The organism is Caballeronia eucalypticola, from assembly GCF_047608185.1.
Classification (GTDB): Bacteria; Pseudomonadota; Gammaproteobacteria; order Burkholderiales; family Burkholderiaceae; genus Caballeronia.
This window is the reverse complement of record NZ_JBLKRU010000003.1, coordinates 331,736-354,132: the sequence shown is the minus strand read 5'-3', so window position 1 is coordinate 354,132 and position 22,397 is coordinate 331,736. Positions and strand designations below refer to the sequence as shown.

Annotated in this window: 24 protein-coding genes; 13 read left to right on the top strand and 11 right to left on the bottom strand. The window is 58.2% G+C overall.

Annotation, left to right across the window (positions count from 1 at the left end; translation table 11 throughout):
- The first annotated feature begins 80 nt into the window (after nt 1–80).
- The 3 genes from ACMX25_RS05995 to ACMX25_RS05985 are packed head-to-tail and all read left to right on the top strand — an operon-like array spanning nt 81 to nt 1,671.
- The gene (locus tag ACMX25_RS05995; protein ID WP_414948599.1) at nt 81–551 is read left to right on the top strand and encodes a GNAT family N-acetyltransferase; all 471 of its coding nucleotides are present in this window, start codon (nt 81–83) and stop codon (nt 549–551) included.
- A complete protein-coding gene (locus ACMX25_RS05990; RefSeq protein ID WP_414948598.1) occupies nt 548–1,192 on the top strand; it encodes an FMN-dependent NADH-azoreductase in 645 nt (214 codons plus the stop codon). Before ACMX25_RS05995 ends, ACMX25_RS05990 begins: the two co-directional genes overlap by 4 nt.
- A gap of 47 nt (nt 1,193–1,239) precedes the next feature.
- A complete protein-coding gene (locus ACMX25_RS05985) occupies nt 1,240–1,671 on the top strand; it encodes a carboxymuconolactone decarboxylase family protein (protein WP_414948597.1) in 432 nt (143 codons plus the stop codon).
- Between the two features lie 103 nt (nt 1,672–1,774).
- On the opposite strand, the gene yghU is transcribed toward ACMX25_RS05985, so the two are convergent.
- From yghU to ACMX25_RS05950, 7 genes are all read right to left on the bottom strand, one after another.
- Entirely contained in the window at nt 1,775–2,653 is an 879-nt protein-coding gene (yghU, locus tag ACMX25_RS05980) for a glutathione-dependent disulfide-bond oxidoreductase (protein WP_414948596.1), read from the bottom strand.
- Nucleotides 2,654–2,842: 189 nt separating this feature from the next.
- Nucleotides 2,843–3,484 (bottom strand): DsbA family oxidoreductase, encoded by a 642-nt coding sequence (locus ACMX25_RS05975; RefSeq protein WP_414948595.1) that lies wholly within the window; start codon nt 3,482–3,484, stop codon nt 2,843–2,845.
- Between the two features lie 260 nt (nt 3,485–3,744).
- Nucleotides 3,745–3,867 carry an aromatic-ring hydroxylase C-terminal domain-containing protein gene (locus tag ACMX25_RS05970; protein WP_414948594.1) on the bottom strand — a complete coding sequence of 41 codons (123 nt, stop codon included), beginning with the start codon at nt 3,865–3,867 and terminating at the stop codon, nt 3,745–3,747.
- 186 nt (nt 3,868–4,053) lie between these two features.
- Nucleotides 4,054–4,380, bottom strand: coding sequence for a DUF1634 domain-containing protein (locus ACMX25_RS05965; RefSeq protein ID WP_414948593.1), 327 nt, complete (start codon nt 4,378–4,380; stop codon nt 4,054–4,056).
- Nucleotides 4,377–5,240: a sulfite exporter TauE/SafE family protein gene (locus tag ACMX25_RS05960; protein WP_414948592.1), complete on the bottom strand. Its 864-nt coding sequence runs from the start codon at nt 5,238–5,240 to the stop codon at nt 4,377–4,379. Before ACMX25_RS05960 ends, ACMX25_RS05965 begins: the two co-directional genes overlap by 4 nt.
- Nucleotides 5,241–5,254: 14 nt before the next feature.
- Entirely contained in the window at nt 5,255–6,001 is a 747-nt protein-coding gene (locus ACMX25_RS05955) for a GntR family transcriptional regulator (protein ID WP_414948591.1), read from the bottom strand.
- A 134-nt stretch (nt 6,002–6,135) separates the two neighbouring features.
- Nucleotides 6,136–7,200 (bottom strand): LLM class flavin-dependent oxidoreductase, encoded by a 1,065-nt coding sequence (locus ACMX25_RS05950; RefSeq protein ID WP_414948590.1) that lies wholly within the window; start codon nt 7,198–7,200, stop codon nt 6,136–6,138.
- 394 nt (nt 7,201–7,594) lie between these two features.
- Between ACMX25_RS05950 and ACMX25_RS05945 the strand changes: the two genes are divergently transcribed.
- Nucleotides 7,595–8,386, top strand: a complete 792-nt coding sequence (locus ACMX25_RS05945; protein WP_414948589.1) for an SDR family NAD(P)-dependent oxidoreductase — start codon at nt 7,595–7,597, stop codon at nt 8,384–8,386.
- A gap of 587 nt (nt 8,387–8,973) precedes the next feature.
- The gene (locus tag ACMX25_RS05940; protein WP_414948588.1) at nt 8,974–9,480 is read left to right on the top strand and encodes a universal stress protein; all 507 of its coding nucleotides are present in this window, start codon (nt 8,974–8,976) and stop codon (nt 9,478–9,480) included.
- A gap of 104 nt (nt 9,481–9,584) precedes the next feature.
- On the opposite strand, the gene ACMX25_RS05935 is transcribed toward ACMX25_RS05940, so the two are convergent.
- Both ACMX25_RS05935 and ACMX25_RS05930 read right to left on the bottom strand, forming a co-directional pair.
- Entirely contained in the window at nt 9,585–10,232 is a 648-nt protein-coding gene (locus ACMX25_RS05935; RefSeq protein WP_414948587.1) for an isochorismatase family protein, read from the bottom strand.
- A gap of 301 nt (nt 10,233–10,533) precedes the next feature.
- Nucleotides 10,534–11,445, bottom strand: coding sequence for an AraC family transcriptional regulator (locus ACMX25_RS05930; RefSeq protein WP_414948586.1), 912 nt, complete (start codon nt 11,443–11,445; stop codon nt 10,534–10,536).
- Between the two features lie 165 nt (nt 11,446–11,610).
- Between ACMX25_RS05930 and ACMX25_RS05925 the strand changes: the two genes are divergently transcribed.
- The gene (locus tag ACMX25_RS05925; protein WP_414948585.1) at nt 11,611–12,441 is read left to right on the top strand and encodes an oxidoreductase; all 831 of its coding nucleotides are present in this window, start codon (nt 11,611–11,613) and stop codon (nt 12,439–12,441) included.
- 125 nt (nt 12,442–12,566) lie between these two features.
- Nucleotides 12,567–14,183, top strand: a complete 1,617-nt coding sequence (locus tag ACMX25_RS05920) for an EAL domain-containing protein (protein WP_414948584.1) — start codon at nt 12,567–12,569, stop codon at nt 14,181–14,183.
- 203 nt (nt 14,184–14,386) lie between these two features.
- On the opposite strand, the gene ACMX25_RS05915 is transcribed toward ACMX25_RS05920, so the two are convergent.
- Nucleotides 14,387–15,526, bottom strand: coding sequence for an iron-containing alcohol dehydrogenase (locus ACMX25_RS05915; RefSeq protein WP_414948583.1), 1,140 nt, complete (start codon nt 15,524–15,526; stop codon nt 14,387–14,389).
- A 152-nt stretch (nt 15,527–15,678) separates the two neighbouring features.
- On the opposite strand from ACMX25_RS05915, the gene ACMX25_RS05910 reads away from it, so the two are divergent.
- The 6 genes from ACMX25_RS05910 to ACMX25_RS05885 all read left to right on the top strand — a co-directional run bounded on the left by ACMX25_RS05910 (nt 15,679) and on the right by ACMX25_RS05885 (nt 21,297).
- Entirely contained in the window at nt 15,679–16,608 is a 930-nt protein-coding gene (locus ACMX25_RS05910; protein ID WP_414948582.1) for a LysR family transcriptional regulator, read from the top strand.
- 131 nt (nt 16,609–16,739) lie between these two features.
- Complete coding sequence (locus ACMX25_RS05905; RefSeq protein ID WP_414948581.1) at nt 16,740–17,450, top strand: GntR family transcriptional regulator; 711 nt, start codon at nt 16,740–16,742, stop codon at nt 17,448–17,450.
- Between the two features lie 157 nt (nt 17,451–17,607).
- Complete coding sequence (locus ACMX25_RS05900; RefSeq protein ID WP_414948580.1) at nt 17,608–18,549, top strand: TauD/TfdA dioxygenase family protein; 942 nt, start codon at nt 17,608–17,610, stop codon at nt 18,547–18,549.
- Between the two features lie 105 nt (nt 18,550–18,654).
- A complete protein-coding gene (locus tag ACMX25_RS05895) occupies nt 18,655–19,182 on the top strand; it encodes a 2,4'-dihydroxyacetophenone dioxygenase family protein (RefSeq protein ID WP_414948579.1) in 528 nt (175 codons plus the stop codon).
- 67 nt (nt 19,183–19,249) lie between these two features.
- The gene (locus tag ACMX25_RS05890; protein WP_414948578.1) at nt 19,250–20,563 is read left to right on the top strand and encodes an MFS transporter; all 1,314 of its coding nucleotides are present in this window, start codon (nt 19,250–19,252) and stop codon (nt 20,561–20,563) included.
- Nucleotides 20,564–20,568: 5 nt separating this feature from the next.
- Entirely contained in the window at nt 20,569–21,297 is a 729-nt protein-coding gene (locus tag ACMX25_RS05885; protein ID WP_414948577.1) for an SDR family NAD(P)-dependent oxidoreductase, read from the top strand.
- A 43-nt stretch (nt 21,298–21,340) separates the two neighbouring features.
- Here the strand turns inward: ACMX25_RS05885 and ACMX25_RS05880 are convergent, their stop codons facing one another.
- The gene (locus tag ACMX25_RS05880; RefSeq protein ID WP_414948576.1) at nt 21,341–22,384 is read right to left on the bottom strand and encodes a porin; all 1,044 of its coding nucleotides are present in this window, start codon (nt 22,382–22,384) and stop codon (nt 21,341–21,343) included.
- Nucleotides 22,385–22,397 lie beyond the last annotated feature (13 nt).

Sequence of the window (22,397 nt, the reverse complement as noted above, 5' to 3'; positions counted from 1 at the left end):
AATTCACATTTCTTGGCTCTATAGTGTATGACATCAATCGCTTAAAGTACCTCAACGATGACAAACAAAGAGGTACGCCGATGGCACCAGCCATGAAACTCCAGGAATTGGACACCCCCACGCTGCAGCGCGCAGGCTTTGCGCTGATGCGCGAACTGCGCCCTCACCTGACTGGCGAAGCCGCGTTCGTCGAACAGATCGTGCGTCAGTATGCGCAAGGGTATCGGCTGCTTGCCGCTTATATGGGCGAGCGAATCGCGGGGCTGATTGGTTATCGCGCGATGGAAAACACGGTGTATGGCCGCTTCGTCTATGTCGACGATCTGGTCATCGACATAGACGAGCGTCAGCAGGGTCTCGGCGCATTCCTGATCTCGACAGTGCGCAACGAAGCAACGCGCCTGGGATGTCAGCATTTTGTCCTCGATACCGGCCTGCATATGGCATTGGCACAGCGCTTTTACTTTCGCCAAGGCTTGTTGGCGCGCGGCATGCATTTCGTCCAGCCGCTACCGCAACAACTGCAAACACAGCAACGGGACGCGATATGAACGACTTTTTATTCTTGAGTGCGAGCCCGAATCAGCAAGCTTCACACGCGTACCGCTTTGCTGACGCGCTGCTCAAGAAGCTGAGTGAAAGACATCCGGGAATGAGCGTGAATAAACGCGACCTCGCGGCGAATCCGCTGCCGCCGCTGAGTGCCGCATATGGATCCGCGCTGACAAAACGCACTCCCTTCGACGATCCCGCGTTTCGGCAATCGGAGGAGTTGATCGATGAACTGGAGCGCAGCCGCCACTTGCTGATCGCCACGCCGATGCATAACTTCACGGTGCCGGCAACGCTGAAGTTGTGGATCGATTACGTGCTTCGGATTGGACGTTCTTTTTCGGCAGGGCCCGAAGGTAAAGTCGGTTTGCTAGCTGACCGCCCGACCTACATCATTGTGAGTTCCGGCGGAATTCATCAAGGGCCGCAAGCGCGTCAACCTGATTTCTTGTCCGATTACCTGAGACATGCACTGAAGACAATTGGGATTACTAACAGTCACTTCATTTATCTGCAAGGAATGGTCGGAAGTGAAGAAGCGGTGGCCGCTGCAATCTCCACCGCCTGTCAGCAGTTATCGAAGACGCCGCTATTTGCCGGCGTCGAACCCGAATCGACTGCGTTTGTACCGTCGGCATGAATTTTCGCTTTTTTTAAAAGCCTCTTTAACTACTTCAGAGCCTGACCATGAGCCAACTTCGCCTTCCATTTACGACACTATCGCCTGCCGCTTACCAGGGGCTCCTCGCAACAAGCAAGGCACTCTCCAACAGCAGCCTCGGTATGCCCTTGATCGAATTGATCTATCTGCGCATCTCGCAGATCAATGGCTGCGCATTCTGTCTCGACAAACATTCGTCGACGCTGCGTGATTCCGGTATTGCCATACGCAAGCTCGACCAACTCGCGGGCTGGCGTGTCAGCGAGTTGTTCGATGCACGGGAACGCGCCGCGCTGGCATGGGCCGAGACATTGACGCACGTCGACCAACAAGGTGCGCCGGAGGAACGCTACGCTCCACTGAAGGCGCTTTTCTCCGATGCGGAAATCTCGGATCTGACGATCGCCATCGCGCTGATGAACGCGTTTAATCGTCTCGCTATCGGCATGCTGCTGTAGGTTTTTGTTTGTGTTGCGAGTATCCGCGTTTTAGTTTTGAACGGCTCCGCTTGGCAGTTTGCTTGCAGTCCGCTTGGCGATTCTTTAGAGGAGCCGTCGTGCCTCACTCCGGCTGGGTAACCAACTTATCCTGTGTTTGGGTATCGAAGTCAGAGGCATCATGGCGCTCATGCAGCTGACTGGAAAGCTCGCCAAAAACACGGTTAACCATCCGCCCCCGGCGCACGGCCGGGCGCTCACCTATCGCATCAGCCCAGCGCTGAAGATGTTTGTAGTCCTGCACAGCCAGGAACTCGGCCGCCTCGTATATCCAGCCCTTTACCAGGCCACCGTACCAAGGCCAGATGGCCATGTCGGCAATTGTGTACTCGCTGCCGGCGATATATTCGTTGCGTGCAAGCTGCTTGTCGAGCACATCGAGCTGACGCTTCGTTTCCATCGCGAAACGGTCGATGGCATATTCGATCTTCGTCGACGCGTACGCATAGAAATGACCGAAACCTCCGCCCAGATACGGCGCGCTTCCCATCTGCCAAAATAGCCACGACAGGCATTCGGCGCGCGCGCTCGCTTCCGTCGGCAGGAACGCGCCAAATTTTTCGGCAAGATAAAGCAGAATCGCGCCGGACTCAAAAACCCGGATTGGCTTCGGGCCGCTGTGATCGAACAGCGCGGGGATCTTGGAGTTGGGATTCGCTTCAACGAAGCCGCTACCGAATTGCTCGCCGTCACCAATCCTGATCAGCCACGCATCGTATTCCGCACCGCTGTGACCGAGCGCCAGCAATTCTTCCAGCATCGTCGTGACCTTCACGCCGTTCGGTGTCGCCAGTGAGTAGAGCTGGAAAGGATGACGGCCGACTGGCAGTTCCTTGTCGTGGGTCGGTCCGGATATCGGGCGGTTGATGTTAGCGAAGCGGCCACTGCCGGATTTATTCCAGGCCCAAACTTTCGGCGGCACGTAGTCAGCGGAATCAGTCATGCTCAAAGCTCCTGGCATTTTAGGGAATCGTTTTGGGAAATCGGTATCTTGAAGCGACAGTAACAAATTGGCGCGAGGCGTGCAGGAAGGTCCTGCATTGACGCTATTGACCGTTGACGAGTGAATGCTCGACCGTGGCGGTCTGCGAGCGTGAACGACTGCTACTCGCGGCCGCTCACTGTAGTGTGATTACGCTTCAGACAGAATCTGTCGAATGGCTTTCTCGAACGCTTCAACGGGTTGTGCGCCAGTCAGCAAGTAGCGGTCATTAAAGATGATCGACGGCACTGACTGAATACCCATTGACTGATATTTCTCTTCTTCTGCACGGACCTCATTGGCATAGTCGCCTCCTTGCAGAACGGAGCGCGCCTCAGCGCCGTCAAGCCCCACTGATTCCGCCGCTGCAACCAGAACGTCATGGTCGCTCGTGGCCTTGCCCTCGCCGTGATAAGCCTGGAGCAGCGCCTCTTTAAGCTCAACCTGTTTGCCTTTGATCCCGGCCCAATGCATCAGACGATGCGCGTCGAAGGTGCTATAGATCCGGCTACGCTTGCCGAAAGTGAAACCCACATCCGCGCCGCGCTGCCGGAGATCGTCCTGCGCCTGGGCTACCTGCTGCGGAGTGCGCCCGTATTTCTTGCTGATATGGTCGACAAGGTCTTCACCCTCCTCACCCATCTGCGGATTCAGTTCGAAGGGATGCATCACTATTTCGGCGTCGACCGTATCGCCAAGTCGCGACAACGCAAGCTGCAGCGAAGATAGACCGACAGCACACCACGGGCACGCTATGTCGGAGACAAAATCGATTCTGATCGGTTGTTTCATTGCTTTCCTGATGATGATTGTCTGTTTCGTCACCGGTTCGACACGAGGGCAACAGCCACCTACAGCGTAGCCGGATTTGCAAATGCTTGCCGAATCGGTGGCTGAAGCGGTGGCCGAGCAAAGAGCGTCCGGGGCCTGGGAACGCGGTACAAAACGGCGGGTGAATCCTTCGAGAAACGCAGCGGACGTTTCAGTCCTGATCGGGCACGGATTCTATTCTGGACGAGTTTCGACGCGGAATCAGCATGGCCCGCCGCATTTCAATTGTTCCCATCAGTCAAGCATGTGTCCGGAATAAACCAGCGGCGGAGCGCGTCCTCCAATCCTTCTGTGCTGTTCTGCTCACCGGTCCAGGCAATGCAGGCGTCGGGACGGATCAGCATTGAAGGGCCTGTATCAACGGATGCACAACATACGATACCGAGGAAGCGAAAGCCGCCTTTCTTGCTATTGTTGATAAGGGAACTATCGGGCTGAAGGCTGCGATGGCAGGCACGCCTTACGCCTGATCGATCACCTTCTGCCGACACGAAATTACCGTGCCGGTGCACAGCCACGTATGCGCCCGTTCACGCTACGCCGATCATTGATCCGGCGATCACGATCGTCAGTACCAACGCGGCGATCGCGCTGAAACAATAGTCGCGTCGATGCAGGAAAACACCCAGCATCAAGGTCAAACGCGCGACCGGGAGGAGGATGAAAAGTGCGATCCCCGTCGTCATGATTCGGGTGGCGACCACCGACGTTGCCACGGACCCGTTGCGAGCCCATGAATCCAGCAGCGCCATCGCGAGTCCTGCCGCAACCGTACTTGCGGCCACCCATGTGCCATATTGCAGAAGCCAGGCCAACCACCGTTCAAGCCCTGGCGCCTCCGATGCCGTGCGCCTCATGCCGGCCCTCCGAAGAGGCGGATACCCAGTGCTTCGAGAAGCATCTGCACGGCAAGGATCGCGAGCACGACGACGAAAAGCACGCGCAGTTTGTCACTCGATATCCGCATCAAAATGCGTGCGCCAAGTACCGCGCCCACGACGGAACCCAGCGCCACGGGTGCGGCAATCGCGGTCATAATTTCACCGCGCAGGAAATACGCGCCTGCGCTAGCCGCAGCCGTCACGCCGATCATGAAATTGGACGTCGCGGAGGAAACCTTGATCGGCAGGCGCAACGCCATATCCATTGCCGGAATCTTGAGGACGCCGCTGCCGATGCCGAGTAACGCCGAAATCAATCCGGCACCGTACATCAAGGACATGCCAAGCCCGAGGCGATGCACACGGTATTCGATATCGCGTCCGAGCGTGTGATCCGGATACCGGGAATCCAGGCCCAACGAAACACTCCACGCAACGGCGCTCGCGGTAGAGAGCACAACAACAGGATCGGAGCGCCTCGCAAGCATTTGCTGCGCTGACAGCATCAGGATTACAGCAAAAATGAAATAGAGCACAGGGACTGGAATGAGACCGCTCATCAGCACGCCGGACAATGCGCCTAGCGTTGTAGCGGTCTCCAAAACAATAGCAAGCCGGATATTGGTCAATCGACCGCGAAGAAAAGGAGCAGCGCCGCTACAGGAACAGGCGATTACCGAGACGATGCTGGCGCCAATTGCAACATGAATGTCGACATGGCCGAACACGGTCAGGATGGGCACGATAAAAATGCCGCTCGCCATGCCCAGCATTCCACCTAGCGCACTAGCCCCAAACGACATCGCAAACAGCCAGACTACATGACCCGTATCCATGGGAAATCCTCGTCCTACCGGCCATGCGGCTTGCGCCGCTTGAGGTGCGTGACGAACTGGATCTGGTCGCCGCGGTAGTACAACTTTTCATAGTCGACGGGCGTGCCGTGCTCGCTGTACGACGTGCGCTCAATCAGAAAAATTGCGCTACCTGCCTTGATCTCAAGTGCTTGCGCGACAATCTTGTTTGCCAAGACAGCTTCGAGCCTGTACTCCGCCTTCATGAGCGGCGTATCGTACTTCTGCTCAAGCAATTCAAAAATTGGTTCGGTTTCCAGATCATTTTCCATGATCTTCTCGCCGATTTCCTTCGGCAACCAGGTTTCATCGAACGATAACGGGGTGCCGTCGGCAATGCGTATGCGCTGAATGTGGACTACCTGCGCGCCGGGCTCGAGCGAAAGCTTGCGAGCGACAAGATCGCTGGCGTTTTGAATTTTCTTGGTCAACAAGCGCGCGGTGGGATGACGGCCATGCTCGCGCATATCTTCGACAAAACCGCTCAGCTCAGTGAGCTCTTGCGTCAGGCGAGGCTGTGAAACGAACGTGCCCTTGCCGCGGCGGATTTCAATCAGCCCCCGGTTGATCAAATTCTGCACGGTCTTCTGAAGGGTTGTCCGGCTTATGCCGAACGCCGCTAACAAGGCGGCTTCATTGGGCAGTTGCGCTCCCGGAGTATAAGTCCCGTCGGCAATGCGGGCCACGAGCTCCGCTTCTACCTGCGCGTAAAGGGGAAGTTGGCTGTCACGGCTTGAATTCATATAGACATCATGACGTCATGATGTCTGGTTGTCAAGGCGCGCGCCGAGCCCGACGACGCCTTCGGCGGACCACGGGGCGGTTGGTCCTTCGCGAACAGCCCGAGAAAACCGTTCGCTGAGATGTGCGTCCTGTCTTACTTATCGTCCCGGGCTGTCAGTTCACGAACGAGCGGTATGACCTCTTGTGCGAAGCGCTTCATATCTGCTTCAAACGGCTGAAACTGCAGCATGAACAATTCGATTCCCGCCCGATGAAACTCGACAATACGCCGTGCGACCGTTTCGTAGCTGCCCACCAGCCCCGCTGCGGTCCCGCCGTTCGACCCCACTCGCGCCGACTTGGCGAACGTCTGGTGCATGACCACCTTTGGATCACTGTTTTCCTTCTGCACTGCACGCAAGGGAGCGTCCTTTGCAGCAAGCGCGAACAGGTGATCAAGGTGCTCTTGCGCTTGCCCATCGGTTGGCCGCGCAATCACGAACGCGGAGAGCCCGAAGCGCAATGGCGGACCCGTCCTCGCGCGCCCTCCCACGTCTTCAATCAGCCGACGCACATCGGGCAGCGGTTGACCGTTGATGAACCAGACATCGCCGCGGTCGGCCACGAGCGCCCTCGCCGGCTCGGACTCACCGCCGACATAAATACGCGGCCTCTCCCGGAAGCGGCCGGCCGGGCGCAGGACATAGTCTTCGACGTCGAAGAACTTGCCCTTGAAATGGGTACGCTTTCCAAGCATCAAATCGTTCACGACCGTGATCCATTCACGTCCGTACGCATATCGTTCGTCATGCTCAGCAAAGCCGATGCCGGCCTTGGCCAGCTCGGGACGGTTCCATGCATTGACCAGATTGATGGCGAATCGCCCACCGCTGATTTCTTCAATCTGCAGGGCCATCTTGGCCAGCGTGACGGGATGATAGAGGTATGGCTTGATCGCGGTGATGATCTCGATGCGCGTGGTTAAAGCAGCCAACGCTGCCGACGCCGTCCAGGCCTCGAGTTGATCAAGTGTTTCGTCGTGGGGATTGATCGTATGCTGCGCGACCAGTGTTGAATCGAAGCCGAGCCGCTCGGCTTCCAGGATGAGCTCACGGTTGCGTGACCATGACGCGTCGTAGGGTTCGTCGGGATCCTGCAGCGCGGCACGGCTACCGTGCACAAGCGCCCAAATGCCGAAGCGGGGAGTTGACGAAGGCATCAGTTGACCTGGCGTGGATTAAGGAAGAAGAAAATCGGAGCCTGCAAGCATGCGTCGGTCGCGGTGCAGCGGTCAATGACGGTCTTCGAGTTTGTTTGTATATCGATAGAACGCAAACCGGGATGGAACGTGGTCAGAGCTAATAACTTGCGTTATGGATCGCCGCATCGTCTAACCCCGATTGACTCAGGTAAATATAACGTTTCATACTAGGAAAGAAGTTCGGGGCGAAAAACAATGACCTGTCCGGGATAGTGATTCGCTCGCCAATCTCTTCGCAAGCGTATTGGCAATACGTGCCGTGGGCGCCCTGCCTGTCTGCGCCGGTGCGCAGTTGACCATCCTTCAATCTACTTTCGCCCACCTGACAGCGGGCAGAAAAGCGGGGGCATTCGTGAGTGAGCTAACAGGCAAAGGCGCAGTTGTGACCGGCGGCGGACGCGGTATCGGGCTGGCATGTGCACGGCTGATCGCCGAGCGTGGCGGATCGGTCGCATTACTGGGCGAGGACCCTGAAATGCTGGAACAGGCAGTGACAACGTTGCGCGCCGAAAAACTCAATGTCACCGCGATCGTGGCCGATGTTGGCATAGAAGATGACATTGCCACCGCGATGGAACAGGCCGCGGAATTTCTGGGATCAATCGATATCCTGATTAATAATGCGGCCATTCAACCCTATGGCACCGTTGTGTCCATGGGATCGGTTGAATGGGACAACGTCATCCGAATCAATCTGCGCGGAACTTATCTGGCATGTCATTACGCGTTGCCATACATGCTCAAGAAACAACGCGGTTCAGTCATCAACATTGCCTCAGTACAAGCGCTTGCCAACCAGACACGGGTAGCCGCATACGCCACTTCGAAGGCTGGCATGCTTGCTCTGACGCGCTCGCTCGCGGTGGATTTTGGTCCCTCAGGCATCCGCGCAAATGCGGTCTGTCCGGGCTGCATCGATGCGCCAATGACACGCTTTGCGGCCGCTCAAACCGCTCCGGGGAGAGAGGAAGAAATCCTCAGGGAATGGGGTAAGGCGCAGCCGCTCGGCCGAATCGGGCACCCGGAAGAAGTCGCTGAGGTCGTCGCCTTTCTGGCTAGCGATCGTGCAAGTTTCTGTACAGGAGCGGAGTTCAAGGTTGACGGGGGCCTGATGGCGAGCCTCGGCGTGACATTGCCGGAATGACAGACACCGCGGTTGATCGTTCTTTCAAACTGGTTAGCCGCGGGTCACTCGCCGAGAGATTGCCCGTGTACCGGTTCGTCACGATATTGCCAGAAAGATCTCCGGCATTTCGCATCACATGAATATGCAAATAACAACGATGTAAATTTCAGATCCTAAGCATTAGCACAGTCTTCCGAAGCAACGGGACCTGTTGAACGTGACCACTTTCTTTGCGTTTAAGTTCCCCCTTCAATCAGGTCCGCCTCGTGACCCTCGAGATCTTTTTCATGCCATCGTAGAGATCGGGCGTGAATACCGTGTGACCGACAATTCTCATTCTGCTGGATGCCTCGGCTTCGACTTGCCTGAGGCCAAGGACTGAGTGAAATAGTATGACCGTCGCCATGATGTTCGCATCGGCATGGGGTTGTGAGTCGGTTTGGGGGTCGGCGAGACGCGCGAGAGCGGCATTTTCCTTACCGCGCCCTGTCTGAAGACTGCGCTAATTTTGCTCTCATTCTGCCGCGTGAAGATACGGTCATGGATCACGAACAGCGCAAGGCGGCCGCCGTGCTCCACTGTCCTAATACAACGAGGCACCCAGAATGTTCACCAAGATTCTAGTTGCGGTTAATGCAAATTCGATCGATACAGTATTGGCATCGGCCATCTACACTGCGCGAAAGCACGACGCATGCATTCTTGCGCTGCACGCGGTTAATCCTGCGCCCTACTTGATGTCGCCAATCGACTATGACTTCGCGCTCATGATTGAAGCGATGGAAGCACATGGACGCGAAATCGTCGCGCGAATGGCGCAAGTGCTCGACAACCATTCGGGTCCCGCGGAAACCCGCATGATTACGTTGCCCCTGTCGGGTCTTTCGGTCGGCGGGGCGATCGCTTCTGTCGCCAACACGTGGGAAGCCGACCTGATTATTCTCGGCGAACGAAATGCCAGCTGGCTGGACTGGCTGAGCGAAGACGTTGCACTGGAAGTGCGGCGCCATGCGAACGCGCCGATTCAGACGGTGTCAAGCAAAGTCATCAGTACCACGACGCATCGTGACGTTGCACGCTGGACCCAAGCGCCCGCTGCGGACGCAAGATGATCCAGGTGACGGCCCTGGGCCTCGGCCAGGGCTCTGGCAATGAGAGGCGGCGAAATCGGTGATGACGAACGATCGGCAACTACTCGACCGGCCTTGGTTGTGCGTCATCCCATTGAAGCAACAACTTCGTCGGTACTAACGACGGCGTGCGCAAGAAATGCGTAGTTGATCATCGCCGCCTTGTACCCATCGCCCCAAACCGGATGACGCGGACCCGCCGAGGCATCGCTCACTACAAAGACCTCGAATCCCTGTTCGAGCAAATCACGCAGATGGGACTCCACGCATATGTTGGCAAGCATGCCGCCCAGCACCACCCTTCTCACTCCCCGCTTGCGCAGTTGAAGAACGAGATCGTTGGTCTGAGGTCCGAACACTTTATGTGGGCTGACAACAATCGTCTCACCGTCGTTGATGTAGGGCTTGAAGACGTCGAGCCAGTCCGCTCCGGAGCCTTCAAAACCTTCAAGGCTCAACGCACCACTGCGCGCAAAAGTACCGGTGGCGAATTCATCCGTCTCTAGCGGTCCGTTGAACTTCCACGCGCGATCAGTCGGAAAAAAATAGTGTGGCGAGATAAAGACTGCGAACTTCACGGACTTTGCCGCCTTGAAGATTCGTAGCATGTTTTCTACTGTCCTGTTCTCTGTCACGCTTGCACCGACTGCGCCCCAGTTCTTGCCTTTCTCACTTAGGACATCGACTTGCGGGTCAATGAAAACCACGGCTGTCTCGGTTCGATCAAAGATCATGCGGACCTCCAAATGAATGCATGAAGGCTCACCGGCTTTCATCGACCCGAGCCCCTTCGATCAGATGAGGAAATGGAGGCTCCAAAAGCAACGACGCACTAAGCGCTTTTTTAAAGCCGCATTCGAGCTTTGCGTGCTGGCGCTGAGCAAAGCGATGGTGGATGGGCCGGGGCCGCATGATGCCGACACTTGCGATGCTATTAGCAAGCCAACGATTAAAAGCTCGCGCCAACGCTTATAAAGCGAAGCGGTGAATCACAACAGAGTTAGAACGACCGCTAACAAGAGAAACGAAATTCCCTCAATGTGAGGAGACGAACCTTGCGTCTGGAAAAGCCGGAGGCAGCGCAAAGGTGTCGCGGAGGCGTTTCGTCTCTGCGGCAGGCGTCAGCCCAAAGAGTCGCTTGAATTCGCGGTTGAACTGCGAGGAACTGGCATAGCCGACCGCATGACATGCGACCTCAGCAGTGATGCCCTGACGCACCATCAGCAAGCGAGCCTGATGCAATCGAGTGGACTTCACATACTGCATGGGCGAAGTACTCGTGATCGCTTTGAAGTGACTGTGGAATGTGGGCACGCTCATGCCGGCTTCGCTTGCCAGCACCGGAAGATCGAGAGGCTCTGCGTAGGTCGCGTGGATACGCTCAAGCGCTCTTCCAATCTTGCCGAATTGCCCTTGCATCGATAAAGCCGCGCGCATCGCGTGACCTTGCTCGCCGGTAAGCACACGGAAATACAATTCACGTACCAGTCCCGCGCCGAGTATTGCGGCGTCAAGCGGCTGGTTCATCGCCTCCAGAAAGCGCAATACAGATGCTCGCATTCCTGCATCCATTGGACTGGACATCATGGTCAGCGGCGCGTCGTCCGACTTAAGCAAGCCATGACTGTCTATTTGAATCATGAGCTCCGCCGCGACCTGAAAGTCCAGATGCATATAGATGGCCAGCAGCGGACATTCGGGCGTTGCGTCGGTTTCCATTGTGAAGGGTACCGGCACTGCAACCGCCAGATAGTGCTGCTCGTCATACACGTAGACCCGGTCACCAAAAAATCCACGCTTTGTACCCTGGCAGACGATCACGATGCCGGGATCGTATAACACCGGCGTCCGAGACAACGCCCGGTCCGAGCGCAGGACACGTACATCGCGCAACGCAGTCAGGTTGTAGCCTTCCTGCGGTGCCAACGCAGTAAGCAAGGCAATCATTCGATGCTGATCACGTGCACCGGCAGAGGAAACACTTTTCTCAGCGCCTTCTGTGACGTCCAATCCGCTCATAGAAATAGGCAACATAAGTAGAGAATCGGGTCTGATTTTGAGCACTTATTAAGAATAACATGCAATCTTTCATATCAACCCGGGAGTGTTTTCATGTCATCGATCAAAACAATGCTGATCACTGGCGTCAGCAGCGGCTTCGGACGCGCTCTGGCGGAAGAAGCGCTTGCGGCAGGGTATCGGGTCGTCGGCACGGTACGAAGCGAGCAGGCAAAACAGACATTCGAAGCGCTTAGCGCCAATGCATTCGGTCGCGTGCTTGACGTTACTGACTTTGAGTCTGTCGAACCTGTCGTAAATGAAATTGAGGCGAGCGTCGGGCCGCTGGACGTGCTGGTGAACAACGCCGGCTACGGTCACGAGGGCGTCATGGAAGAGTCAACGCTTGCGGAAATGCGCCGGCAATTCGACGTGAATGTGTTCGGAGCCGTTGCTGTCATGAAAAGCGCGCTGCCGTTTATGCGAGAGCGACGACGCGGACATATTCTCAACATCACATCGATGGGCGGCTTTGTCACCATGCCGGGCATCGCCTATTACTGCGGCAGTAAATTCGCATTGGAGGGGATCTCCGAGGTCCTCGGCAAAGAAGTCAAACCGTTCGGCATCCACGTGACCGCGGTAGCGCCCGGGTCTTTTCGCACTGAGTGGGCCGGTCGTTCGATGGTGCGAACGCCGCGCTCGATCCCCGACTACGACGCCCTGTTCGACCCGATCAGAAAAGGACGGGAAGAGAAAAGCGGCAGGCAACTCGGCGATCCTGTGAAAGCGGCGCGCGCGATGTTGGCCACCATCGAAAGCGATGAACCGCCAGCGCATCTTCTGTTAGGAAGTGACGCGCTTGGTTTGGTCAGGGAAAAAATCTCGTCGCTTAATGCAGAATTTAACGCTTGGGAAAGTGTTACGAGATCGACGGACGGATGAGTGTGTAGCGCGCCGACCAGCCCAGGTCGGCTGGCGCAAGGGTCACTTAACTTGCCAGCAAAGAACAAGTATGATGAATGCGCGACGCCTGTGTCTCCCGTTCGATTTTCACACAATACTTTCGAGTGTTTAAGCTCAAACCCGCTCGGCAATTCCCGTCTTTCTTTCCCGATCGTGGCCCGGTCTGGGGACGCGGCGCCGCACGCAATATCTCGGGTGCGAGTGCGGTGATTGGCGGCGTCTGCGTGATGCTGTCCGCCGTGGCGTTCGGCGAGCACCATGCGGCCGGTGCGATCCGTGCCCGCGAACAACTCGTCGCCAGCGACATGGTCGATTCGGTCGAGCGCATCCTGCATCATGTAGTGTCCAGTCAGCGCGAGCCGTTCGATCGGCTGCCGGGCCAGCCTTGTGAAACCGTGGCGAAGCAACTCGCCGAATTGAAGACATACGTCCGCTACGTGCGCGGCGTCAACCTCGTTGAGAATGGACGCCTCTATTGCTCCTCTGCGTTAGGGCCGATGAACGTACCGTTGTCGGCCTACATCTCCACCATGCAACGCGATCCCGGCATCAGCCTGATCCGTGGCACCCCTTACCAACCTGCCATCCCTGTACTGCCAGTCTTTCGCTCGACTGGATATGGCAACGGCCTGTTGTACGTTATCGAAGCCCCGTACATCGCAGATATTCTGGCGCACGGCCTGCGCTACGGCGCAAGCAAGGTGACACTGTCTGTCATCGGGTCCGGTGCAGTTGACGAAAACGATGTATTTTCCGCGGCCGGTGCCGCCGTGACGAAGCGCTCCGGCACGCAGGTAGGATCAGCCGGGTTCCCCTTTTCCGTGACGGTAGCGGCATCGCCCGCTTTCGCGTCGCAGATGCGGTGGAAGTACGGCGCGATCTATTTCGGGATCGGAGTGCTGCTGAGTCTCCTGATTGCCGCCGCCTACCTGCTTGCCTTCGCGCCGCGGCGATTGTTGCTGTCCGCCGTCCGGCAAGGGCTCAGGACCGGTCAGCTCCATGTGGTTTATCAACCGGTCGTCGACATCGCGACCCGCCGCATTGTGGGCGCCGAAGCCTTGCTGCGCTGGAGTCATCCTCGCTGGGGGCCGATCAGCCCCGCTGTCTTCATGGCGGAGGTTGAATCGAGCAGCCTTCTCGCCGACGTCACCCGGTTTGTGCTGCAACGGGCCACGGCCGATATCCGCGGGCCGACCGGCAGCGCGCCGTTCCGGATCGCTGTCAACGTGGCGCCAATGGACCTTGAACGCAAAGAGTTCGTATCGGAAGTGCTCGCGCTCACTGAACGACTGCCTGAATCGACGATTCTTGTACTCGAGGTCACCGAGCGTTTCTTGCTGGCCCGGCATCCCCGAGTTCGGAAGATCTTCGAGACCCTGCGAGAACACGGCGTGCGCTTCGCGCTAGACGACTTCGGTACGGAGCACAGCAACCTCGATCTGCTCGCGAGGTTCCCGTTCGATTTCGTCAAGATCGACAGGCAGTTCATCGAGCAAGTCGACAAGGGTGGTGCGAGCCTTATTGAGGGAATCGCCGCCGTGGCAGGACACTATGGCATGCAGGTGATCGCCGAAGGTGTCGAAACGCAAGCGCAGCATGACGCACTGCGGAGGCTGGGGATTCCCTACGGTCAGGGCTACCTCTACCGGCGGCCGGTGGCCGCCGACGAATTTTTTGGCGTTCCGCCGGCAGTGGTGTCGGCTGCAGATCCAGTGAAATGATCCGGCGAGAGGGACCGGGTGCCTCGTATTCGGGCCGGGGCACGCTTGCGTGTCAGGCACCGTGTCGAGACGCCTTGGGTGAAGACAAGGCCCGTGACAAAAATAGCAAAATGAGAGTCGATGGTCACTGCAGCACCTCGACATTGTTGTCTGCGGGTTTTTATTGTTGCCCAGCGCGCTCCTAAGCGCTCGGCATCGCGGTGTTACATCGATGCTTCGAGCAACGTGAGGTAGTCATCGGTCGTCGCTTCGCGTGGATTGGTCTTGTGGCTATGGTCCTTCAGGGCGCCGGCAACAATGCGTGGAAACATCTCGCGCGTCACGCCGAGTTCCGCGACACCAAGCGGCAGTCCGAGCGCTGCGGTCATCACACGGATCGCCGGGCCGACCTCGTCAGCCGATGCAAGACCCATCGCCTGTGCAATGCGTTCGAGCTTGGTTTCTTCCTGCATTGAAGGCGCCGCGCGATTAAAGGCGATGACGGCTGGCAGGAAGATCGCGTTGAGCGTACCGTGGTGAAGGCGCGGATTGATGCCTCCAAGAGAATGGCTCAGGCTGTGCACGCATCCGAGACCTTTCTGGAAGGCGAGCGCGCCCTGCATCGACGCGCTCATCATGTTCAGGCGCGCGGCGCGGTCGGTGGGATGGCGAGTCGCACGTTCGATGTGGCGCCACGCGCGCCACAGGCCGTCCAGCGCGATGCCGTCGGCGGGCGGATTAAATGCCGGTGACATGAACGTTTCGAGGCAATGCGCGATGGCGTCCATGCCGGTGGCGGCCGTGAGCATCGGCGGCAGGCCGAGCGTGAGCTCTGGATCGCAGATGGCAACCCTTGGCACCACGTAAGGAGAAATCACCCCGACCTTACGGCCGTCGTCGAGAATCAGGATTGCGCCGCGACCTACTTCACTGCCGGTTCCCGCCGTGGTCGGAATCGCGATAACGGGCGCCGTCGCCGCCGTGATGCGCGCCGCGCCGCCTTCAATCACCGCGAAGCTTTGCAGCGGACCGTCATGCGTGGCGCAAACAGCGACACCCTTCGCCAGATCGATCGACGAGCCGCCGCCCACCGCGATCACACCGTCGCATCCATGCGCCCGATACATTGCGACAGCGTCCCGCACGACGCCCTCGTTCGGGTTCGGCGGGGTGCGATCGAACACCGGCAAATCTCTTGTGCTGGCGAGCGCCGCCAGTACGGTGTCGACAATGCCCGCTTCCCGGATGCCCGCATCCGTCACGATCAAAGGCCGGCGTATGCCGATGCGCTCGCATTCACCGGCCAGCAGCCGAATCGCGCCATATTCAAACTGGATTTGGGTTATGTAGTTGATAAGGGACATGACAGTTGAGGAAGAGTTATAGGGGAGCGATGCTCTTGCCGGGGATTCGTTTTCCCGACCCGATAAACCACGGGAATTCCGCAGTATATGGACCAACACGCCGTCGCGGTATTGACAACATTTGATACCGCTATTACTTTTTCTCAAGTCCGATGATCCCGTCGCTCGACTCGATCATTTCCCGTCTGCACGTAAAGCAGTTACGTCTTTTGATCGCGCTTGGAGAACACGGGTCCCTGCTTGGCGCGGCGAAACAGCTGGCGTTGACGCAACCGGGCGCCAGCAAAGCCCTGCACGAGATCGAAACCACTTTCGGCGCGCGTCTCTTCGTGCGCACCAATCGCGGATTGGAGCCGAACGCAGTTGGACATTGCGTGATCCGCTACGCGCGACTGATCCAGACTGATCTCGCCCATCTGCGCGAGGAGATCGTCGGCGTCATGCGCGGTTATGGTGGACGCGTATCGGTGGGCGTAATCATGGGCTCAGTTCCGCTCCTCGCGGACGCGCTTACTTCGGTGAGCGCGGAGCAACCGGAGATGTCGGTCGAAATCGTCGAAGACACGAGCGCTGCCCTGCTCAGCTTGATTGACGCAGGGCGCCTCGATCTCGCCATTTGCCGCACGAGCGTGAGCCAGACGCCGTACCTGTATGACAGCGTGTTCGTACGTGAAGAAACGCTTGCGGTCATTGCCAATGCGTCGCATCCGCTCGCGCGCAAGCGCCGCGTCGCACTCAAGGATCTCGCGAATTATCGGTGGGTTGTCTATCGGGCGAACATGCCGATGCGGCTGCTGCTCGAACGCGAATTCCACGACGCTGGACTTCGATTCCCCACCCATCTGCTGGAGACCACGTCGGCGTTCGCAACGGTCTCTCTCCTGCAGAAAAACGTCTCCTTCGTCGCGCTGGTATCGACGGACGTCGCGGACTTTTGTATCGGGCATGGTATTGCCTGCGCCCTGCCGCTGCAGTTCTCGTCACTTAGCGAACCCTATGAACTGGTGACACGGCGCGACGCCCCTTTGTCGCCCGGAGCAGGCATGCTGATGAAAGCAATAGTCAACGCCGGAGCGAGATAGCCCGCCGGCCACGCACACCGTGGTCAACGCCTGTCTAAATTCTTGCTCAGGTAAGCTATAGGTTGACGCACGCATCTTGCGAAACACCAAACCAGATTACAGATTACTGCTTGCCTTGGGAGACTTGTGCTGTGCAGCACCTCACCGACACGAATGAAGCCGCCCCTGCCGCCGAACCGGTGCCGCGGCCGGGCACCACGCTCAATCAGGAGGCGTATCGGCGGCTGGAGGAAATGATCGTCACGCTGGACCTGGCGCCCGGCTCGCTCGTTTCCGAATCGATACTCAGCCGCGAACTCGGCATTGGCACCACGCCCATCCGTGAAGCGCTGCAGCGGCTCGCGCGGGAATATCTCGTGGAAATCATTCCGCGGCGCGGCGTCGTGGTGACGACCATCGATGTCCGCCGCCAGTTCGAAGTGCTCGAAACCCGGCGTGAACTCGACCGCCTGCTGAGCGCGGCCGCCGCGAAGCGCTCGAGCATGGCAGAACGTGCGTTGTTCACCGATAACTTCGCGCTCACCCTAAAAGCAGTCGCCGGCAACGACGTGCGAGAGTTCCTGCGGCTCGACGCCGAGCTGAACCAGTTACTCTCGAAAGCGGCGAGAAATGGCACGGCGGCAGCGCTGGCGTCCATGCTGCATACGGTGTCGCGCCGCTTCTGGTTCTATCACCACGACGAACATACGGCGCTGGCCGGAATCGGCCCCATTCACTGCCATCTCGTCGAATCGATTGCGTCAGGCGATCCAGCGCTTGCAGGCGCGGCGTCGAATCAACTGATCGATTATCTCGTCGAATTCGCGAACGCCACGCTGCCGCACCACCACAGCCTTGGTTGACCCGACCGTCCCGAACCCTCCCCTGGCATCCGGTTTCATGCTGCATCACTAAGGGTTAACTCCCCGTTGTCCTCACTCGTGACGACGTTTTATTATCGCCTCCATTCGTGGCATGCCAGTGGCATGCCACAACAAACCTGACACTTTGGAGAAGACGATGGAGCAAACGACAGCAGCGACGGACTATGTAATTTCACCATTGGGCGATGCGCTCGGCGCCGAGGTAACGGGGCTGGATCTCACGCAACCGTTGAGCGGCGAGACCATCGACGAATTGAAAAAAGCGATTGGGCGATACGGCGTGCTGTGCTTTCGCAAACAGGCGTTGAGCGAGGCGCAGCAGATCGAGTTCTCGAAACAATGGGGTCCGCTCGAAGATTTCCCGGAAGAAGACAAGACGGTGGCTGCTGCCACGGTGTATCACGTGGCGAACGTCTCGGCCGACGGGCAGAGTCTGCCCGAAACGGATTTCCGCGTGATCTTCCAGAAGGTCAATGCACGCTGGCATACCGACAGTTCGTATCGATATGTCCCGGCATTCGTCTCGTTGCTCTACGGAATCGAGGTCATGCCCAAAGGCGCGCCGGGCGGACGCACCGGTTTTTCGAACATGATCAAGGCGTACGCCGCCCTGCCCGAGGCGCTCAAGGACGAAATCGAACCGCTGCACATGGTTCACACCTACGAATTCGGCCGCCGGTTGTTCCCGGAACTGCCGCCGGTTTCAAAGCATGAGAAGGAAAGCGTGCCCCCGGTGAGCCAACCGCTAGTGCGCGTGCATCCGGACCGCGGCAACGAGCGTTCGCTATATTTCACGGCAAACGCGGGAAATGAAATCAGCGGCTTGCCACTCGAGGAGGGCCAGGCGCTTCACAGGAAACTCGTCGAGCACATCTCGCAGTCGGAGTTCACGTACTTCCACGAGTGGGAAAAGGGCGATCTCGTTGTCTGGGACAACCGGACGATGCTGCATAAAGCGGAAGCCTACGATATGAGCAAGTATCGCCGGGTGTTTCGCCGGACGACGGTCGCAGGCGATGGCCCCGTCCTCGGACCCTATTCACGGGCCGTGATCGGCAATAAGCGGGCAGCGAAATAACCACCACGATACGGCTCCGGCGCAATGCAGATGGGTCACGGCGCATCGTCGGCGCGGTGCCGTTATCGACATTTCCCACTACTGACTATTACCAGGAGGCAACGCATGGCTGTAGCCAAACCCTCGGCGGATGCAATGACGCCGTACCAATTGCCGTTCCCCAAGGAAGCGGCAAAGGAGATCGTCGTTGAATCGGCGATACCCACCGACGAACGCCTCTGGGTTCCGCAAGCCGAGAACGTCTGGTTCCGTCCGCTGTGTCTGAACGTATCGACGGGATACTGGATGAACCTCCTGCGCGTGCGCAAATCCGGCGTGCTCAGCCGGCACCGGCATCCGCAAGCCGTGCATGGCATGGTCCTCAAGGGCCGCTGGCGGTATCTCGAACACGATTGGGAAGCGACTGAAGGCAGCTATGTATTCGAGCCGCCCGGTGAAACCCATACGTTATATGTGCCTGAAGACGTGGAAGAAATGATCACCTACTTCCAAGTCAATGGCGTGATGTTCTATTGCGACCCGTATGGCAATTACACCGGCTACGAAGACGTTTTCACCAAGGTCGACATGTGCCGCAAACACTTTGCATCGGTCGGACTCGGTGAGGACTTCGCCGACCAGTTCATCCGGTAACGCTCGCCTTTCCCGTCAATAACAACAGACGTCGCTCAAAGTGACGAAAAGCATTGGAGGAGACACCATGCTTCTGAAATCCCCTCGCCTGAAGCATATTCAGGTCGTTGCCATCGCGTTCTTGACGCTTGCCGGCATCGTCAATTACCTCGATAGAAGCACCCTCTCGATAGCCAACCATTCCGTGAGCCAGGAACTGGGACTGTCGGCGTCGCAGATGGGCCTGCTGCTGTCAGCCTTCTCGTTCGCCTATGCGTTCTCGCAATTGCCCATCGGCATGTTGCTCGATCGCTTCGGCGCGCGCGTGATGCTCGGCCTTGGCATGTTCATCTGGTCGAGCGCGCAGCTCTGCGGCGGCCTGGTGTCGAGCCTGCCGCAATTCCTCGTGGCACGCGTGGCGCTCGGGCTCGGCGAAGCGCCTAATTTTCCTGCTGGCGCCAAAGTCGTCAGCGAGTGGTTTGGCGTGCATGAACGTGGCCGGCCAACGGGCATCTTCATTACGTCGTCGACCATTGGCCCCGCTCTTGCTCCGCCCGTGCTCACCGCGCTCCTGCTGATCTTCGGCTGGCGCACGATGTTCATCGTCATGGGTGTGCTCGGCATTGCCGTATCGATCGGCTGGTACCTTGTCTATCGCGATCGCCGCAAGGTCCCGCTCGAGCGCGACGAGATCGCCTATCTGACTGAAGGTGAACCAGAACAGCGCGCCGAACGCCGCATGACGATGCGCGAGTGGCGCGGCCTGTTCAGCAAGTCGACCACGTGGGGCATGATCTTCGGCAACATGGGCGTGATCTACATGGTATGGCTCTATCTCACCTGGCTGCCCGCGTATCTCGAACACGAGCGTCACCTTTCCATCGCCAGCACGGGGTGGCTCGTTTCGATTCCTTATCTGTTCGGCACGCTCGGCATGCTGTCGAGCGGCTTCGTGGCGGACGGGCTGATGGCACGTGGCATGGCGCCCATGAGAAGCCGCAAGTGGCCGATCTGCGTTGGCCTCCTCGGCGCGGCCCTCTTCACCGTGCCGGCTGCATTCACGCCCAACCTGACGCTCGCGATGGTGTACCTCTGCGCCGCGATGTACTTCGTTAATCTGGCGAGCGGCGCATGCTGGGCGCTCGCGACGGTCGCGGCGCCCCGTCACATGGTGGCGTCGCTTGCCAGCATCCAGAATTTCGGTGGCTATTTCGGCGGATCGTTTGCACCGTTTGTCACCGGCATCGTCGTGGACCGGACGCACTCCTTTGTCAATGCGTTCCTGATCAGCGCGGCGGTAGCGTTTGCTGCTGCGCTGGTTTATATGTTTATCGTTAAAACGAAGATTGAGGACAGTGAAACTGCTGTCTCCTCTGCAGCTGTTTCCGATTTTTCTGCCTGACCAACATGACTTTTCAAACTGATCTTTTCAACGGCAAGACCGCCGTCGTGACGGGCGGGACACAGGGTATCGGCGCAGGCATCGCGCAGCGCCTGGCTCGCCTGGGTGCACGCGTGGTCGTGGGCGGGATTGCGCCAACCGATTCCCAGCGCGAGGCGTTTGGACGAGACATTGATGTCGTTGAGCTCGACGTCAGCAACGATGCGAGCGTTGCGGCCCTCGTCGAGCGAGCAGGCTCGATCGATATGCTCATCAATTGCGCGGGAATGATCCGGCGCGGCGACGAGCTTGAGATCGATGTGTTCGAGTGTGTGATCGCCGTGAACCTTAGCGGCACGATGCGCGTGTGCGCCGCGGCGCGCGAGAGACTCAAGGCGAGCGGCGGGACGATCGTGAACACGGCATCGATGCTCAGTTTTTTCGGCGGTGGACTTGTGCCGGCGTACAGCGCAAGCAAGGGCGGCATTGTGCAGTTGACGAAGTCACTTGCGATCGCCTATGCGGCCGATGGCATCCGCGTGAATGCGGTGGCTCCCGGCTGGATCGCGACGCCCTTGACGCAAGCACTACAGGCCGACGAACACCGGTCGCAAGCTATCCTCGACCGCACGCCGATGAAACGCTGGGGCCAGCCTGACGATGTCGCGCAAGTCGTCGCTTTCCTGTGCTCGCCGGCGGCAGCCTTCATGACAGGCGCGGTTGTCCCGGTCGACGGCGGGTATCTGGTCGCATAGGCCGCTGCTGCCGGCGATCCAGCCGGTATTCTCCTTGCGCCGGTCAAAAAAGTTGATTCGGGCCGATCATCACGCCGGTCTGATCAAAGCCGCCCGGCGAATTGAAGTCGTACGTATTAAGCGTGAACGACGTTCCTCCGTGATTTTTCAGGATGCCGCCGTAAACATAGATACTCGTGCGCTTCGACAGCGAATACGTCGCCCCGGCAATGAACCACGTCGGCTGGCCCTCATTGTCACTCGTGTGATAGTGCGCGGCCTCCCCGACCAGCGCTAACGCCGGCGACAGGCGATACTGCAAGCCGCCGTAGTAGGTGTATCCGGCTGGCGAGAGATGCAGGTCACCGCTGTTATGCGTATAGCCGCCATAGACGGTAGCGTCGCCGATTGCATAGCGAACGGCGCCATTGATGCGCCGATCGACCGCCGACGACAAGTCAGCACCCGTCGCCACGGAACCGCGGCTCTGTTCATAGACGACATGCGCGCCGAACGAATTTTTTTCGCATATTAGCGCCCCATTGGCGAAGCGGCCCGCAGTCGCATTGCCTGCCAGTTGCTGTCCAAAACCAACCATCAAGACGCTTGAGAATCCGCCGTACACCGGACTCGCCCATTTGACCGAGCTGTTCTGGTTGAAGCTGGACACCGGAATGTAATTCGTCGATTCCGATGAGTATTCGGCGAGATAGGTCGGGTCATAGAACAGCGATTGCTCGAACAAGATGCTTCGCTGGCGACCCAGCGTCAGCGTGCCCAACTTATTACTACTCAAGCCGACATAGGCGTATCGATCGAAAGGGGTTCCTGGAATGGTGTAGCCGCCGGTACCCGGATTGAATCCGGATTCGAGCCTGAAGACGGCAGCATATCCACCGCCCAAGTCTTCTGATCCGGTAAAACCGAAGCGGCTCGGCTGCTCATTGCCGGACTGCAAACCTATTGTTTTACCCCCGCCGCTGCCCGCATGCGTCAAATACTGGATGCCCAGATCCATGTCGCCATAAAGTGTTACCGAGGACTGCGCGTGCGCTGACACGGCGAACGCAATCGACAGAAACGGAAGAGTCCGTCTGAAGGTTTTCATAGTGGTATCTTTT

Coding starts and splice junctions, on each gene's coding strand:
- ACMX25_RS05915 (WP_414948583.1), bottom strand. CDS start 15,526: ATGTCCCTTATCAACTACATAACCCAAATCCAGTTTGAATATGGCGCG.
- ACMX25_RS05995 (WP_414948599.1), top strand. CDS start 81: ATGGCACCAGCCATGAAACTCCAGGAATTGGACACCCCCACGCTGCAG.
- ACMX25_RS05880 (WP_414948576.1), bottom strand. CDS start 22,384: ATGAAAACCTTCAGACGGACTCTTCCGTTTCTGTCGATTGCGTTCGCC.
- ACMX25_RS05895 (WP_414948579.1), top strand. CDS start 18,655: ATGGCTGTAGCCAAACCCTCGGCGGATGCAATGACGCCGTACCAATTG.
- ACMX25_RS05985 (WP_414948597.1), top strand. CDS start 1,240: ATGAGCCAACTTCGCCTTCCATTTACGACACTATCGCCTGCCGCTTAC.
- ACMX25_RS05925 (WP_414948585.1), top strand. CDS start 11,611: ATGTCATCGATCAAAACAATGCTGATCACTGGCGTCAGCAGCGGCTTC.
- ACMX25_RS05900 (WP_414948580.1), top strand. CDS start 17,608: ATGGAGCAAACGACAGCAGCGACGGACTATGTAATTTCACCATTGGGC.
- ACMX25_RS05935 (WP_414948587.1), bottom strand. CDS start 10,232: ATGATCTTTGATCGAACCGAGACAGCCGTGGTTTTCATTGACCCGCAA.
- ACMX25_RS05910 (WP_414948582.1), top strand. CDS start 15,679: ATGATCCCGTCGCTCGACTCGATCATTTCCCGTCTGCACGTAAAGCAG.
- ACMX25_RS05965 (WP_414948593.1), bottom strand. CDS start 4,380: ATGAGGCGCACGGCATCGGAGGCGCCAGGGCTTGAACGGTGGTTGGCC.
- ACMX25_RS05940 (WP_414948588.1), top strand. CDS start 8,974: ATGTTCACCAAGATTCTAGTTGCGGTTAATGCAAATTCGATCGATACA.
- ACMX25_RS05955 (WP_414948591.1), bottom strand. CDS start 6,001: ATGAATTCAAGCCGTGACAGCCAACTTCCCCTTTACGCGCAGGTAGAA.
- ACMX25_RS05930 (WP_414948586.1), bottom strand. CDS start 11,445: ATGATTGCCTTGCTTACTGCGTTGGCACCGCAGGAAGGCTACAACCTG.
- ACMX25_RS05890 (WP_414948578.1), top strand. CDS start 19,250: ATGCTTCTGAAATCCCCTCGCCTGAAGCATATTCAGGTCGTTGCCATC.
- ACMX25_RS05950 (WP_414948590.1), bottom strand. CDS start 7,200: ATGCCTTCGTCAACTCCCCGCTTCGGCATTTGGGCGCTTGTGCACGGT.
- ACMX25_RS05970 (WP_414948594.1), bottom strand. CDS start 3,867: ATGCTGATCCGTCCCGACGCCTGCATTGCCTGGACCGGTGAGCAGAAC.
- yghU (WP_414948596.1), bottom strand. CDS start 2,653: ATGACTGATTCCGCTGACTACGTGCCGCCGAAAGTTTGGGCCTGGAAT.
- ACMX25_RS05975 (WP_414948595.1), bottom strand. CDS start 3,484: ATGAAACAACCGATCAGAATCGATTTTGTCTCCGACATAGCGTGCCCG.
- ACMX25_RS05885 (WP_414948577.1), top strand. CDS start 20,569: ATGACTTTTCAAACTGATCTTTTCAACGGCAAGACCGCCGTCGTGACG.
- ACMX25_RS05960 (WP_414948592.1), bottom strand. CDS start 5,240: ATGGATACGGGTCATGTAGTCTGGCTGTTTGCGATGTCGTTTGGGGCT.
- ACMX25_RS05990 (WP_414948598.1), top strand. CDS start 548: ATGAACGACTTTTTATTCTTGAGTGCGAGCCCGAATCAGCAAGCTTCA.